This window comes from Burkholderia cepacia ATCC 25416 (assembly GCF_001411495.1).
GTDB classification, from domain to species: domain Bacteria; phylum Pseudomonadota; class Gammaproteobacteria; order Burkholderiales; family Burkholderiaceae; genus Burkholderia; species Burkholderia cepacia.
Map to the genome: position 1 here is coordinate 1,399,417 of NZ_CP012981.1, position 14,643 is coordinate 1,414,059.

Here is a 14,643-nt window from a genome sequence, read left to right on the forward strand (position 1 = left end):
CATTCTTCGGGCGCGCACGCGCGCGGACGTTGACGCCGATTGTACCCGCGCGGGCCCGTGCACGGGCGGCTTTCGCCCCGTGGGCCCGGCCGTAGGCGCGCAGTGCCCGTCCGGCCGAGACACGGGCGCACGCTTTCCCGCGTGCTAAAATTCGACGTTTGAGTCCACTAATTCGCTAAGCCGCCGAGGCTCGGGCGTCGGGGCGCGCAACACGCGCCGGGCGCCGGTGCTGCGACGCAGGATCCGATCCGATGACAACCGGTTTTCTCCAGAAAATTTTTGGCAGCCGCAACCAGCGGCTCGTCAAGCAATACCAAAAGACCGTCGCGACGATCAATGCGCTCGAAACGCAGATCGAGAAGCTGACGGACGACCAGTTGCGCGGCAAGACGGACGAATTCCGCCAGCGGGTCGCGGCCGGCGAGTCGCTCGACAAGCTGCTGCCCGAGGCGTTCGCGGTCTGTCGCGAGGCCAGCCGGCGCGTGCTGAAGATGCGGCACTTCGACGTGCAGATGATCGGCGGCATGGTGCTCCACTACGGCAAGATCGCGGAAATGCGCACCGGCGAGGGCAAGACGCTCGTCGCGACGCTGCCCGTGTACCTGAACGCGCTGGCCGGCCGCGGCGTGCACGTCGTGACCGTCAACGATTACCTCGCGCAGCGCGACGCCGAATGGATGGCGCGCCTCTACAACTTCCTCGGTCTGTCGGTCGGCATCAACCTGTCCGGCATGGAGCACGACCAGAAGCAGCAGGCTTACGCGGCGGACATCACGTACGGCACGAACAACGAGTTCGGCTTCGACTACCTGCGCGACAACATGGTCTACGAGACCGACGCGCGTGTGCAGCGGGCACTGAACTTCGCGGTCGTCGACGAAGTGGACTCGATCCTGATCGACGAAGCGCGCACGCCGCTGATCATTTCGGGCCAGGCCGAGGATCACACCGAGCTGTACGTGCGGATGAACGCACTGCCGCCGCTGCTCGAGCGCCAGATCGGCGAAGAGAAGGCCGACGGCACGGGTGTCGAGAAGCCGGGCGACTACACGCTCGACGAGAAGGCACGCCAGGTGTTCCTGACGGAATCGGGCCACGAGAAGGCCGAGCGCCTGCTCGCCGAATGGGGCCTGATCGGCGAGGGCGAGAGCCTGTACGCGCCGCAGAACATCACGCTGATGCACCACGTGTACGCGGCGCTGCGCGCACACACGCTGTTCCACAAGGATCAGCACTACGTCGTGCAGAACGGCGAAGTGGTCATCGTCGACGAATTCACGGGCCGCCTGATGGCCGGCCGCCGCTGGTCCGACGGCCTGCACCAGGCGGTCGAGGCGAAGGAACACGTGAAGATCCAGAGCGAGAACCAGACGCTCGCGTCGATCACGTTCCAGAACTACTTCCGGATGTACGCGAAACTCGCGGGCATGACCGGTACCGCGGACACCGAAGCGTACGAATTCAACGAGATCTACGGCCTCGAGACGGTCGTGATCCCGACCAATCGCCCGCCGAAGCGGATCGACAAGCAGGACCAGATCTACAAGACGGCCAAGGAGCGCTACGACGCGGTGATCCGCGACATCCGCGAATGCTACGAGCGCGGCCAGCCGGTGCTGGTCGGCACGACGTCGATCGAGAACTCGGAACTGCTGTCGCACCTGCTGAAGCAGGCCGGGCTGCCGCATGAGGTGCTGAACGCGAAGCAGCACGAGCGCGAAGCGGCGATCGTCGCGGAAGCCGGCCGTCCGAAGCGCGTCACGATCGCGACCAACATGGCCGGCCGCGGTACCGATATCGTGCTCGGCGGCAATGCCGAGAAGCAGGCCGCGTTCATCGAGGCCGACGACGCGATCCCGGCCGACGAAAAGGCGCGCCGCATCCAGCAGTTGCACGACGAGTGGGAAACGCTGCACGAGCAGGTGAAGGCTGCTGGCGGCCTGCACATCATCGGCACCGAGCGCCACGAATCGCGCCGGATCGACAACCAGCTGCGCGGCCGTGCAGGCCGTCAGGGCGATCCGGGCTCGTCGCGCTTCTACCTGTCGCTCGACGATCCGCTGCTGCGCATCTTCGCGGGCGACCGCGTGCGTTCGATCATGGATCGCCTGAAGATGCCGGAAGGCGAGGCGATCGAGGCCGGCATCGTCACGCGCTCGATCGAGTCCGCGCAGCGCAAGGTCGAAGCGCGCAACTTCGACATCCGCAAGCAGCTGCTCGAATACGACGACGTGTCGAACGACCAGCGCAAGGTCATCTACCAGCAGCGCAACGAGCTGCTCGAAGCGCACGACATCACCGAGACGATCTCCGCGATGCGTCACGGCGTGATTGCCGAAGTCGTCCGCCAGTTCGTGCCGGAAGGCAGCATCGAGGAGCAGTGGGACGTGCCCGAGCTCGAGGAAGCGCTGCGCAACGACTGGCAGCTCGACCTCGCGATCCAGGAAATGGTGAACGAGTCGTCGTCGATTACGGCCGAGGAGATTCTCGACGCCGTGATGACGGCCGCCGACGAGCAGTACGAGGCGAAGGTCGCGATGGTCGGCCGCGAATCGTTCAGCGCATTCGAGCGCTCGGTGATGCTGCAGACGGTCGACCGCCTGTGGCGCGAGCACCTCGCGGCGCTCGACCATCTGCGCCAGGGCATCCACCTGCGCGGCTATGCGCAGAAGAACCCGAAGCAGGAATACAAGCGCGAAGCGTTCGAGCTGTTCGCCGCGATGCTCGAGGCGATCAAGCAGGAAGTCACGCGTGTCGTGATGAACGTGCAGATCCAGTCGCCGGAACAGCTCGAGGAAGCGGCCGAGCAGATCGAGGAGCGCGCAGGTCATCTCGAGAATGTCGAGTACCAGCACGCCGACTACGCGGAAGCCGGTGCGCCGGTGGCGAACGTCACGGCTGCCGCGGCGGCCACGGCGACGGCCGACATGGTCGGCAGCGCGATGACGCACAGCGGCCCCGGCGGTGAAATGCCGAAGGTCGGCCGCAACGACCCGTGCCCGTGCGGCAGCGGCAAGAAGTACAAGCAATGTCACGGGAAGCTGTCATGATCGACGGCGGCGCGCGTGACGCGCGCCGCTCGGTTCGCAGCTTCGAGCGCGTGATCTGAGTTGCGGCGGCCCGCGCATGCGGCCGCCGGTTCTTCCAATCGATGCCGGCGCACGCCGGCATTTTCCATCTGGCAGGTGTGCCCCATGGCTGTCAATTTTCCGTCGATCGATCCCGCCCAACTGCATCCCGTCGCCGGCGTCACGCTCGGCTGGGCGGAAGCGAACATCCGCAAGCCGAATCGCAAGGACGTGCTGGTCATCTCCGTCGACGAAGGCGCGACGGTCGCGGGCGTGTTCACCGAAAACCGCTTCTGTGCCGCGCCGGTCATCGTCTGCCGCGAGCATCTGGCGAAGGTGCGCGCGGGCGGTGCGGGCATTCGCGCGCTCGTCGTGAATACGGGCAATGCCAACGCCGGTACCGGCGAGCCGGGCCTTGCGAACGCGCGCGAAACCTGCACGGAACTTGCCCGCCTCGCGGGTATCGAGCCGGCGCAGGTGCTGCCGTTCTCGACCGGCGTGATCCTCGAGCCGCTGCCGATCGACCGCCTGAAGGCCGGGCTGCCGGCCGCGCTCGCGAACCGCAAGGCCGCGAACTGGTTCGACGCCGCGCAGGCGATCATGACGACCGATACGCTGCCGAAGGCCACGTCGCGCCAGGTGACGATCGACGGTCACACGGTCACGCTGACGGGCATCAGCAAGGGCGCCGGCATGATCAAGCCGAACATGGCGACGATGCTCGGCTTCCTCGCGTTCGACGCGAACGTCGCGCAGCCGGTGCTCGACACGCTCGTGAAGGAAGTGGCCGACCGCTCGTTCAACTGCATCACGATCGACGGCGACACGTCGACGAACGACTCGTTCATCCTGATCGCGTCGGGCAAGAGCACGCTGCCGGCGATTACGTCGACGGATTCGCCGGCCTATGCGGCGCTGCGCGATGCGGTGACGGAAGTTGCGCAGGTGCTGTCGCAGCTGATCGTGCGCGATGGCGAAGGTGCGACGAAATTCATGACGGTGCAGGTCGAAGGCGGCAAGAGCGTCGCGGAATGCCGCCAGATCGCTTACGCGATCGGCCATTCGCCGCTCGTGAAGACCGCCTTCTATGCATCCGACCCCAACCTCGGCCGGATTCTCGCGGCGATCGGCTATGCGGGCGTCGCGGATCTCGACGTCGGCAAGATCGACCTCTATCTCGACGATGTGCTCGTCGCAAAGGCGGGCGGCCGCAATCCGGCGTACCAGGAAGAGGACGGCCAGCGCGTGATGAAGCAGAGCGAAATCACGATCCGCGTGCTGCTTGGCCGCGGCGACGCACAGGCCACCATCTGGACGTGCGACCTGTCGCACGACTACGTGAGCATCAACGCGGATTACCGCTCCTGATCGGGAGTGCCTGAACGACATGGACAAGCTTGAACAGTTTCTGACGCGCGCGGAAGCGCTGCTCGGTCGTCTCGAGGGGATGTTGCCGCCCGCGCAGGCAGCGGTCGACTGGAATGCCGCACACGCGTTCCGCTGGCGCAAGCGCCAGGGGCGCGGTTATCTGCAGCCGGTGCTGGCCGTGTCGTCGATCACGCTCGACGACCTCCACAACATCGATCGCCAGAAAGGGCTGATCGACCAGAACACGCGGCAGTTCGTGCAGCAGAAGCCGGCGAACAACGTGCTGCTGACCGGCGCGCGCGGTACCGGCAAGTCGTCGCTGATCAAGGCGTGCCTGAACGCGTATGCGAAGGACGGGCTGCGTCTGATCGAAGTCGACAAGGACGACCTGCACGATCTCGGCGACATCGTCGACCTGATCTCGCAACGTCCCGAGCGCTTCATCGTGTTCTGCGACGACCTGTCGTTCGAGGAAGGCGAGTCGGGCTACAAGGCGCTGAAGGTGGCGCTCGACGGCTCGATCGCCGCGCAGTCGGACAACGTGCTGATCTACGCGACGTCGAACCGCCGCCATCTGCTGCCCGAGTACATGAGCGACAACGAGACGTACAAGCATCTCCCGGATGGCGAGATTCACCCCGGCGAAGTCGTCGAGGAGAAGATCTCGCTGTCGGAGCGCTTCGGTCTGTGGGTCAGCTTCTATCCGTTCAAGCAGGACGACTATCTCGACATCGTCGGGCACTGGCTGCGTCATTTCGGTTGCCCGGATGCGGAGATCGAGTCCGCACGCGGCGATGCGCTCGTGTGGGCGCTCGAGCGCGGCTCGCGGTCGGGGCGCGTCGCGTGGCAGTTTGCGCGTGACTGGTCGGGTCGCAAGGAGCAAGCATGAGCGCGGATCTCGCACAAGGCGCCGTGCGCGCGCCCGATGGCCGCAAGGTGACGGAAGTGGCGGTCGGCGTGATGGTGCAGCCTGGTGGCCCGGTCGGCCGCTGCCGCTATCTGCTCGCGCAGCGGCTGCAAGGCAAACCGTACGAAGGCTACTGGGAATTTCCGGGCGGCAAGCTGGAGGCCGGCGAAAGCGTCGAGGACGCGCTTGCGCGCGAACTGCACGAGGAACTCGGCATCCAGGTCACGGCCAGCCATCGCTGGCACACGCTCGAGCACGATTATCCGCATGCCTATGTGCGGCTTTATTTCTGCAAGGTGACGGGCTGGACGGGCGAGCCGCACAGCAAGGAAGGGCAGGCGTTCGTATGGCAGCAACTGCCGGTCGAGGTCGCGCCGTTGCTGCCGGCCGCGCTGCCGGTGCTTGAACTGCTCGAGAAGGAAGCCGCGTCGATCTGACGCCACGATGGCCTGCCGGAAAGGCGGGCCACATCACCGGCTGACGGTGCCGAGCGCCGCTCAGCTGTCGCGGCGGCCGTCCGTGCCGTCTTCTTCCGATGAGGGCCCCTCGTCGGAGGATCCCCCGATCCGGTACTTTTCCGCAGCCCAGGCGCCGAGGTCGAGCTGCTTGCAGCGGGCCGAGCAGAACGGACGGAACTGATTTTCGGGCGTCCAGCGCACTTCGGCGCCACACGACGGGCATTTCACAACGGTAGTCATACGAAAGCGATCCGGCACGCGGCCGTTACAGATTGCACAGTGTCAGATGGAACGGCACGTCGATGTCCACCGCACGCGGCCGCACATCGCCGTCCTGCGTGGTGAACCGTACCCACAGCATGTATTTGTTGGCGCTTGCCTCGGGAATGACGCGCAATTCCGGCGCCACGCGCACCTGCATCAACTGGTAGGTGCGGCCGGACAGCATCTGCTGGTAGCTGCCCTGCATCGCCATGACCTTCGACGCCTGACCCGATTCGCGCGCGAGCCGCAGCACGATCGCAGCGGCATCGCGCAGCGGCAGCATCGGCAGGATCCATTTCGCGATGTCCTGGCGCCGCTGCTCGGCGGGCCATTGCTGCCATGCGTAGTACGACGGCAGGTCGAACTTGCACGTGCCGCCCGGAATCACCGCACGGCTGCGGATGCTGGCGAGCCACTCGTTGTCGACGAGGTGCTGCCCGGTCTTGCCCTGCATCTGCGCGAGATTCGCGAGCGTCTGCTCGATTTCGCCGAGCACGGCTTCGAGCGCGTTCTGCTCGATGCCCGGATTGCCGCGAAAGGGGGCGAGCGTCTGGCGTTGACGTTCGAGCTCCTTCATCAGATCCGATTTCAGGTCCGCGCGGCCCGTTACCTCGGCGATTTCGAACAGCGTCGTCAGCGCGACGTGGTGTTCACGCGGGTCCTCCTGAGCCAAAAAGAACGCGAAGCGCTCGAAGAGATCTTCGAGGCGCAACAGCGTGCGAATTCGCTCGTTGAACGGATACTCGTAAAGAATCAAGCGCGCTCGCCTCTTGGGTAGGGATTGAAACAATGCAGGACATTCTAATGCCCACGCTCTACCCTAGCAACGCGCCAATTTCGTACACCATCACGATCGCGCGCGAGGCTCAGTGCGCGGCGGCCGCGAACCCGAGATAGCGTTGGTGCAGTGCATCGACCTGCGCGGCGAGCGCATCGGGCGTCGTCGCGTCGTTGACGATGACGTCGTCGGCCGCCGCGAGGCGGGCCTCGCGCGACGCCTGCCGTGCGATGATCGCCTCGACCTGTTCGCGCGTGAAGCCGTTGCGCCGCATCACGCGTGCGATCTGCGTTTCGACCGGACAGTCGACGACGAGCACGCGATCGCAGCGCGCCTTCCAGTTGCCGGATTCGACGAGCAGCGGCACGACGAACATCACGTATGGGCCCTGCGCTTCGCGCGCCTCACGATCGGTCTCCGCCCGGATCAGCGGGTGCGTGATCGCTTCGAGGCGCCGACGCGCGTCGTCGTCGCTGAAGATCAGTGCGCGCATCTGCGCGCGGTCGAGCGAGCCGTCGGCGGCAACGAAGTCGCGGCCGAATGCCTGTTCGATCGCGGGCATCGCGAGGCCGCCCGGCGCGGTGATGCGATGGGCGATCAGATCCGTATCGACCAGCGATGCGCCTCGGGCGGCGAACAGGTCGGCGACGGTCGTCTTGCCGCTGCCGATGCCGCCGGTGAGTCCAATTGCGAACATGTCAGCCTCCGAGCGCCGAATAGAAAGGGGTGCCGAAAAACAGCGTCGCGACACCGCCTGCCGCGAGGAACGGGCCGAACGGAATCGGCTCCTCGAAGCGCATGCGACCGCGCCAGGTCGCGACGAGCCCGACGACCGCGCCCGTCACCGCGGCGAACAGCACGACCTGCGGCAGTGCGGCCCAGCCCATCCATGCGCCGAGCGCGGCGAGCAGCTTCAGGTCGCCGAAACCGATGCCCTCGATGCCGCGCAGCCATTTGAACAGCCAGTAGACCGACCACAGGAACAGGTAGCCGGCCATGGCCCCGATCACGGCCGAACGCAGCGATGTGAACGTGCCGCCGAGGTTCAGCACGAGCCCGGCCCAGAGGAGCGGCAGCGTCATCGAGTCGGGCAGGTAGCCGGTCCGGATATCGATCGCGCTCATCGCGAGCAGCGCGGCGCACAGCGCGAACGCGGCGAGCGCGGCGACGGTCGGGCCGAATGCCGCGAGCGAGCCGGCGGCGAGCAGCGCGCACACAAGCTCGACGAGCGGATAACGGATGCCGATCGCGTGGCCGCAGCGTCGGCAGCGCCCACGCAGGATCAAGTAGCTGACGAGCGGGATGTTTTCCCATGCGCGCAGCACGTGGCCGCAATGCGGGCAGGCGCTGCGTGGGTGCCACAGGTCGTAGCGCGGCGGGTAGCCGTCTTCGGGAGTGGCATTCGTGTTGCCGGTCGCTTCGTCGATCTCGGCCTGCCATGCGCGCTGCATCATCACGGGCAGCCGGTGCACGACCACGTTCAGGAAGCTGCCGACGCACAGGCCGATGATGACCGCGAACGCGTACTGCAGTGCGGCCGGCAGCATCGCCAGCGCGAGCAGCGTGCTCTCGGGCGAATCGGAAACGGCGGACAAGGGCGCGGGTGTCATGAGGCTCAAGGTTCGGACTAAAAGGCGACAGAATCGGTTGCGATGCTACACCACGTTGCCGAGCTGAAGGATGGGTAGGTACATCGCGATCACGAGGCCGCCGACGAGTGCGCCCAGTACGATCACGATCAGCGGTTCGCCGAGCGCGGCGAGCGTATCGAGATGCGCGTCGAGCTGGCGCTCGCACAGCGTGGCGATGTCGGCGAGCATCGTGTCGAGCGCACCGGTCTCCTCGGCGACGGCGATCGGCTGCACGACGTCGTCCGGAAAGCAGCCGGCCGACTGCATCGCGTCCGCGAGACGCGCGCCGCGCAGCACGTGGGCGGCGATGTGGGCGGTGGCGCGCTCGAACACGGGATGGCCGGCCGTGCGTTCGAGCGTGGCGAAGGCGTCTGCGAGCGGCACGCCGGCGCCGAGCAGCGTCGCCAGCGATCGGCACCAGCGCGCGGCCGCGAACCGGCTCATCGCACTCCCCGCGAGCGGGACGTGCAGCAGGCGCCGCGCGACAGCGTGGCGCAGCGGTGCCGATAGCCGTAGCGCGCGATGGGCGGCCAGCGCGGCTGCCGCCGTACCGGCAACCAGCACACCGCCCCACGCCGACAGCGCCGAGGACAACGCGAGCAGCGCACGGGTCGGTGCCGGCAGCGCGGCGCCGAAACCGTCGAAGATCTGGCGGAACGTCGGTACTACCCACACCATCAACGCGGCCGAAATTGCGAGCCCGAACAGGATGACGGCCGCCGGATAGGCAAGCGCGGCCCGCAGCTTGCGCCATTGCGCGTCGGCGCGCTCGCGGTGCTCCGCGACCCGTGTCAGCACGACGCCGAGCGAGCCTGACGCTTCGCCGACCTCGATCAGCTGGCGATACAGTGTGCCGAACTGCGCCGGATAGCGTGCGAGTGCATCTGCGAAGCGATGGCCGCCGACGATCTCGCGGGCGAGACCGGCGGCGATTCGCGGCAGGCCGTCGCGTGGCCGCGTGCGCGCGAGCATCTCGAGCGACGGCGCGAGCGGCAACCCGGCCTGCAGCAGGCTCGCGAGCTGGCGCGTGAAGCGCGTGACGTCCCGCGTGCCGGCCATTGGCGGCCGGGCCGGCCCGCGGATGTCGAGCGACAGGACTGCGATGCCGTCGCGCGCGAGTGCGGCGCGTGCACTTGCGGCGTCGAACGCGATGATGATCCCGCGGCGTGGCGTGCCGTCGCGATGGCGGCCGCGCCATGCGAAGCGGCTTTCGCGCGGCGTTGTGCGCATGCTCATGCAGCAGGTGTCGCGGCGATGGCTTCCGCGATGCTCGTCGTGCCGTCCTTGACACGCGCGAACGCCGCGTCGCGCAGACTGCGCACGCCTTCGGCCGCCGCGCATTGCGCGAGTTCGCCGACGCTCGCCCGGGCGACGATGCGTTCCGCCAGCCGGGGCGATACCGGCATCGTCTGATGCAGGCCGATACGGCCGCGATAGCCGATGCCGTGACAGGCCGAACAGCCTCGCGCGACGAACGGCCGCCATCCTGCGGCGAGCGCAGCCGGGTCGCAGCCGGCTTCGCGCAATACGGGCACCGGTGCGTCCGAGTGCATGCGGCAGGCGATGCACAGCCGCCGGACGAGGCGCTGCGCGGTGACGAGGTGCAGCGCGGCCGCGAGGTTGTACGGAGCGACCCCGATATCGAGCAGCCGCGCGACGGCGGCCGGTGCGTCGTTCGTGTGCAGCGTCGACAGCACGAGATGGCCGGTCTGCGCGGCCTTGATCGCGACGTCGGCCGTCTCCGCATCGCGAATCTCGCCGACCATGATGATGTCCGGATCCTGCCGCAGCAGCGCGCGCAGTGCCGTCGCGAACGTGAGCCCCGCCTTTTCGGCGACGCCGACCTGGCTGATGCCGTCGAGCTGGATCTCGGCGGGATCCTCCACCGTGCAGACGTTGTGCGCGTCGCGATCGAGCATCTGCAGCGCGCAGTAGAGCGACAGCGTCTTGCCGCTGCCGGTCGGGCCCGTGACGAGCACGAGGCCATGCGGTGCGCGTATCGCGGCTTCCATCGCGGCCGCCTGTTGCGCGTCGAAGCCGAGACGGGCGAGCGTGAGGTCGGTCGGCAGGGTTTCGAGGCGCCGCAGCACGAGTTTTTCACCGAACAACGTCGGCAGCGAACTGACCCGGTAGTCGCCGCGCGTACCGCCGTCGATCGCGATACGCAGCCTGCCGTCCTGCGGGAGCCGTCGCTCGGCGATGTCCATGCGTGCGAGCACCTTGATCCGCGTGACGAGCGCGTCGCGCAGATGAAGAGGCGGCCGCGCATGTTCGTGCAGCACGCCGTCGATGCGCAGGCGGATGCGCCAGCCGGCTTCGAACGGTTCGACGTGGATGTCGGATGCGTCGCGCACGCGTGCCGCGTGAAGCGTGTCCGTCAGCAGCCGCACAGCCGGCGCGTCGTCGAGCTGGGCCGCGTCGAGCGCGCGCGGTGCGGTGACGGGCGACGCATCGGAATGAGCGGGCGGCGGCTGCGTGCGCAGCGGCGCCCCGGGAGGAGTGAAATGCATGTGAGCCGGCACGCTGGCCGCCAGTTGACCGTGACCAGCAGATGGTCGCGCGTCGCGGGCGGCGCCGGCAGTCGGCCGTTCGGCTAACGCGCGGCGGCGCGTGCGGTGCGCGAGCCGCGCGGCTTGAAGAGCTTGACGGTGCGCACGGCCTGATCGTCGCTGCGCATCACCTCGAGCATCACGTCGCCGATTTTCAGGCACACGTCGTCTTCCGGAATTTCCTCGAGGATTTCGAGGACCAGTCCGTTCAGCGTCTTCGGCCCGTCGGTCGGCAGCTTCAGGTGCAGCCAGCGATTCAGTTCGCGCAGCGGCATGCTCGCCGAGACGATGCATTCGCCGTTCTCGTCCCAGCCGCCCGCGCGTTCGCTGCGCGGCATCGATGTCGTGAATTCGCCGATCAGCTCCTCGATGATGTCTTCGGGCGTGACGAGCCCTTCGAGTTCGCCGTACTCGTTGACGACGAGCGCGGTCCGCTGCCGCGTTTCCTGGAAAAACTGGAGCTGCTGGACCACCGGCGTGCCCGACGGCACGTAGTACGGCTCGGCGAGCAGCGTGCGCAGCGTCTCGCGGTCGAACTCCTGGTTGTGCAGCGCGGTCAGCGTCTTGCGGACGTGCAGCACGCCGAGCACCTTGTCGATGTCGCCTTCGTAGACGACAAGCCGGTTGTGATAGCAGGTTTCGAGCTGGTGCAGGACGTCGTCGAGCGGCGCGTAGAAGTTGAGCGACTCGATCTGGCGGCGCGGCACCATCACGTCGTCGACCGTGATGTTTTCGAGGTCGAACAGGTTGAGCAGGATGCTGCGGTGCTTGGTCGGCATGAAACTGCTCGACTCGAGCACGATGGCCCGCAGCTCGTCGGCCGACATCCGCTGGTCGCGGCCCTTCTTCGTGTTGATGCGCAGCACCCACAGCACGCCGTTTGCGAGTGCGTTGACGAACCAGACGACCGGCTTGAACACGCGCATCAGCGGCGCGATCACGAGGCTCGCGGGCAGTGCGATGCGTTCGGGGAACGTCGCGCCGACGATCTTCGGCGCGATTTCGGCGAACACGATGATCAGGAACGCGACGATGCCGGTCGCGATCGACAGCGCGAGATTGTTGCGGCCGAACGTATGGAGCGCGAGCGACGTCGTCAGGACCGGGATGATCGTGTTGAACAGGTTGTTGCCGATCAGGATCACGCTGAGCAGCAGGTCAGTGCGTGTCAGCAGCCCCTGCGTGGTTTTCGCGCCGAGCGCGCCCTGGCCGGCGAGATGCTTCAGCCGATGGCGATTGAGCGCCATCATCGCGGTCTCGGAAATGGAAAAGAAGCTGGAACAGAGGAGAAGCAGGAAGACGGCGCCGATTTGCGCCCATAAGGGAATTTGGTCCACGCGTTGGAAGGAGCAGTGAAGGACAGGGATGGAGGGAATATAGCAGAGGCCGGCGACCGTGATGTGTCGTGCGCGACACGAGGGGCCCGCGGCGGCCGGACGAAAAAAAACCGTGCACGTGGTGCACGGTTTTTTCAAAATCTGGTCGGGGTGAGAGGATTCGAACCTCCGGCCTCTACGTCCCGAACGTAGCGCTCTACCAGGCTAAGCTACACCCCGATTTGTACTTTTCCGATTTCGCCGTCTTCTTCAAGACCGCTGCGTCGTCAAGCAAGAACATAACTATAACGACGTTTCTTCAAGAAGGGAAGCCCTTGGAGAAAAAATTTTTTCGAGACGGGTGATTTTCCCGTGTCGAACGTGTGTCGCTGCCGTGGCGGCGACACACGACATGCAATCAGGACTGCCGCGACGTCGAGTAAGAGCACAGCGCGAGCAGGCTCTCCTTGTAGATCGAATCGGGGAATGCGGCGATCGCTGCCGCGGCCGCCTGCGCTTCCTGGCGCGCGCATTCGAGCGTGTGATCCAGTGCGCCCGAGCGCGTGATCGCTTCGAAAATCGTGTCGAAGCGAGCGGTGCCGCCCTGTTCGATCGCCTCGCGTGCCAGCGCTGCCTGCTCGGGCGTGCCGCGCTCGATCAGATAGATGAGCGGCAGCGTCGGCTTGCCTTCGCGGAGGTCGTCGCCGGCATTCTTGCCCATTGCCTCGACGGTGCCCGCGTAGTCGAGCCAGTCGTCCATGATCTGGAATGCGGTGCCGATCCGGCGGCCGTATTCGGCGGCGGCGGCCTCGGTCGGCGCATCGGCGCCCGCGAGCACCGCGCCCAGGCGTGCCGATGCCTCGAACAGCTTGGCCGTCTTGTAGCGGATCACCTGCATGTAGCGCGTTTCGTCGACGTCCGCGTCGTGCATGTTGAGGAGCTGCAGCACCTCGCCTTCGGAAATGATCGTCGTCGCTTCGGACAGGATCTCCATCACGCGCATCTTGCCGACGCCGACCATCATTTCGAACGAGCGCGAATAGAGGTAGTCGCCTACCAGCACGCTCGCCGCGTTGCCGAACAGTGCATTGGCGGTCTGGCGGCCGCGGCGCAGCTCGGATTCGTCGACGACGTCGTCGTGCAGCAGCGTGGCCGTGTGGATGAACTCGACGACGGCGGCCAGCACGTGCCGCTGGTGCGACGTCTCGCCGAGTGCACCGGCGACGAGCAGCAGCAACGCCGGGCGCAGCCGCTTGCCGCCCGCGCCGATGATGTACTCGGCGATCTGGTTGATCAACAGTACGTCGGACGCGAGGCTTTGCCGGATAACGCGATTCACCTGCTCCATGTCGCTGGTGATCGGAGCGAGCAGGTGGGCGGCGCTGAGGGTGGGGGAGGCGGTGGACGACGACATGATGATGGAATTGGGTGATGCCGCGGATTATAAGTCGAATCCGAGATATCCCGGTCTGTCACACGTGCCGCAGCCGCGAATTTGGCCGTTCGGCCGAGGCCCGCGCGCGGCAATCGTCGATCTGTTTTGACTTCGGTGCTAACCCCATGTATAATCACGTGTTTTCCGCGCGTGGTGTGCGGAAAAATTGGATCCAGAGTGAGGTTCTCAATGTACGCGGTCATAAAAACCGGCGGCAAGCAGTACAAGGTTGCCGTTGGCGAAAAACTCAAAGTAGAACAGATACCGGCTGACATTGACGCTGAAATCACGCTCGACCAGGTTCTCGCAGTGGGCGAAGGCGAATCGATTAAGTTCGGTACGCCGCTGGTCAGTGGGGCTTCCGTCAAGGCCACCGTTGTGTCGCACGGTCGTCATGCCAAGGTCACCATCTTCAAGATGCGTCGCCGGAAGCACTACCAAAAGCACGGCGGCCACCGCCAGAACTACACTGAGCTGCGCATCGACGCGATCAACGCGTAAGCGCCTCGGTAAAGGAGCAATCAGATGGCACACAAAAAGGCAGGCGGCTCTTCCCGGAACGGCCGCGACTCCGAGTCGAAACGTCTCGGCGTGAAAGTGTACGGCGGCCAGGCAATCAATGCCGGCGGCATCATCGTGCGTCAGCGCGGTACGCGCATGCACGCAGGCGAGAACGTCGGCATGGGCAAGGATCACACCCTGTTCGCGCTGGTCGACGGTCACGTCAAGTTCGCGACGAAAGGCGCGGACAAGAAGCATCTGGTCATCGTCGTCCCGGCGGCTGCCTAAGTTCAGGCACCCACGGGCTTCGTAGCCGAAAGGCCCCGCAGTCTTCGCGGGGCCTTTTTTTATTTGGCCGCCGGGCGCAT

Annotated in this window: 14 protein-coding genes and 1 tRNA gene; 6 read left to right on the forward strand and 9 right to left on the reverse strand. The window is 66.2% G+C overall.

All coding sequences use genetic code 11. The annotated features are described in order from the left end of the window. Positions 1 to 251: 251 nt before the first annotated feature. From secA to APZ15_RS06430, 4 genes are all read left to right on the forward strand, one after another. Positions 252 to 3,050, forward strand: coding sequence for a preprotein translocase subunit SecA (gene secA, locus APZ15_RS06415; RefSeq protein WP_027788448.1), 2,799 nt, complete (start codon positions 252 to 254; stop codon positions 3,048 to 3,050). Between the two features lie 144 nt (positions 3,051 to 3,194). Next, positions 3,195 to 4,436, forward strand: a complete 1,242-nt coding sequence (gene argJ, locus APZ15_RS06420; protein ID WP_027788447.1) for a bifunctional glutamate N-acetyltransferase/amino-acid acetyltransferase ArgJ — start codon at positions 3,195 to 3,197, stop codon at positions 4,434 to 4,436. A gap of 19 nt (positions 4,437 to 4,455) precedes the next feature. Beyond that, on the forward strand, positions 4,456 to 5,325 hold the full coding sequence (locus APZ15_RS06425) for an ATP-binding protein (protein ID WP_027788446.1): 870 nt from the start codon (positions 4,456 to 4,458) through the stop codon (positions 5,323 to 5,325). Then, a complete protein-coding gene (locus APZ15_RS06430) occupies positions 5,322 to 5,780 on the forward strand; it encodes an NUDIX domain-containing protein (protein WP_027788445.1) in 459 nt (152 codons plus the stop codon). The genes APZ15_RS06425 and APZ15_RS06430 overlap by 4 nt, the downstream gene beginning before the upstream one ends. Positions 5,781 to 5,840: 60 nt before the next feature. On the opposite strand, the gene APZ15_RS38835 is transcribed toward APZ15_RS06430, so the two are convergent. The 9 genes from APZ15_RS38835 to APZ15_RS06470 form a co-directional block, all read right to left on the reverse strand. Next, complete coding sequence (locus APZ15_RS38835) at positions 5,841 to 6,041, reverse strand: DNA gyrase inhibitor YacG (protein WP_027788444.1); 201 nt, start codon at positions 6,039 to 6,041, stop codon at positions 5,841 to 5,843. Between the two features lie 25 nt (positions 6,042 to 6,066). Next, positions 6,067 to 6,822: a cell division protein ZapD gene (gene zapD, locus APZ15_RS06435; protein WP_027788443.1), complete on the reverse strand. Its 756-nt coding sequence runs from the start codon at positions 6,820 to 6,822 to the stop codon at positions 6,067 to 6,069. 109 nt (positions 6,823 to 6,931) lie between these two features. Continuing rightward, complete coding sequence (gene coaE, locus APZ15_RS06440; protein WP_027788442.1) at positions 6,932 to 7,540, reverse strand: dephospho-CoA kinase; 609 nt, start codon at positions 7,538 to 7,540, stop codon at positions 6,932 to 6,934. A gap of 1 nt (position 7,541) precedes the next feature. Continuing rightward, positions 7,542 to 8,453 carry a prepilin peptidase gene (locus tag APZ15_RS06445; RefSeq protein ID WP_027788441.1) on the reverse strand — a complete coding sequence of 304 codons (912 nt, stop codon included), beginning with the start codon at positions 8,451 to 8,453 and terminating at the stop codon, positions 7,542 to 7,544. Positions 8,454 to 8,498: 45 nt separating this feature from the next. Continuing rightward, complete coding sequence (locus APZ15_RS06450; RefSeq protein ID WP_027788440.1) at positions 8,499 to 9,710, reverse strand: type II secretion system F family protein; 1,212 nt, start codon at positions 9,708 to 9,710, stop codon at positions 8,499 to 8,501. Then, positions 9,707 to 10,984, reverse strand: coding sequence for a GspE/PulE family protein (locus APZ15_RS06455; protein WP_027788439.1), 1,278 nt, complete (start codon positions 10,982 to 10,984; stop codon positions 9,707 to 9,709). The genes APZ15_RS06450 and APZ15_RS06455 overlap by 4 nt, the downstream gene beginning before the upstream one ends. A gap of 83 nt (positions 10,985 to 11,067) precedes the next feature. After that, the gene (locus APZ15_RS06460) at positions 11,068 to 12,360 is read right to left on the reverse strand and encodes an HlyC/CorC family transporter (protein WP_021159896.1); all 1,293 of its coding nucleotides are present in this window, start codon (positions 12,358 to 12,360) and stop codon (positions 11,068 to 11,070) included. Positions 12,361 to 12,502: 142 nt separating this feature from the next. Next, positions 12,503 to 12,579: transfer RNA gene (locus tag APZ15_RS06465), tRNA-Pro, on the reverse strand. Positions 12,580 to 12,757: 178 nt separating this feature from the next. Next, on the reverse strand, positions 12,758 to 13,753 hold the full coding sequence (locus APZ15_RS06470; protein WP_027788438.1) for a polyprenyl synthetase family protein: 996 nt from the start codon (positions 13,751 to 13,753) through the stop codon (positions 12,758 to 12,760). A gap of 210 nt (positions 13,754 to 13,963) precedes the next feature. On the opposite strand from APZ15_RS06470, the gene rplU reads away from it, so the two are divergent. Both rplU and rpmA read left to right on the forward strand, forming a co-directional pair. Further along, a complete protein-coding gene (gene rplU / locus APZ15_RS06475) occupies positions 13,964 to 14,275 on the forward strand; it encodes a 50S ribosomal protein L21 (RefSeq protein ID WP_006025184.1) in 312 nt (103 codons plus the stop codon). A 24-nt stretch (positions 14,276 to 14,299) separates the two neighbouring features. After that, a complete protein-coding gene (gene rpmA, locus APZ15_RS06480; protein WP_006476999.1) occupies positions 14,300 to 14,563 on the forward strand; it encodes a 50S ribosomal protein L27 in 264 nt (87 codons plus the stop codon). Positions 14,564 to 14,643 lie beyond the last annotated feature (80 nt).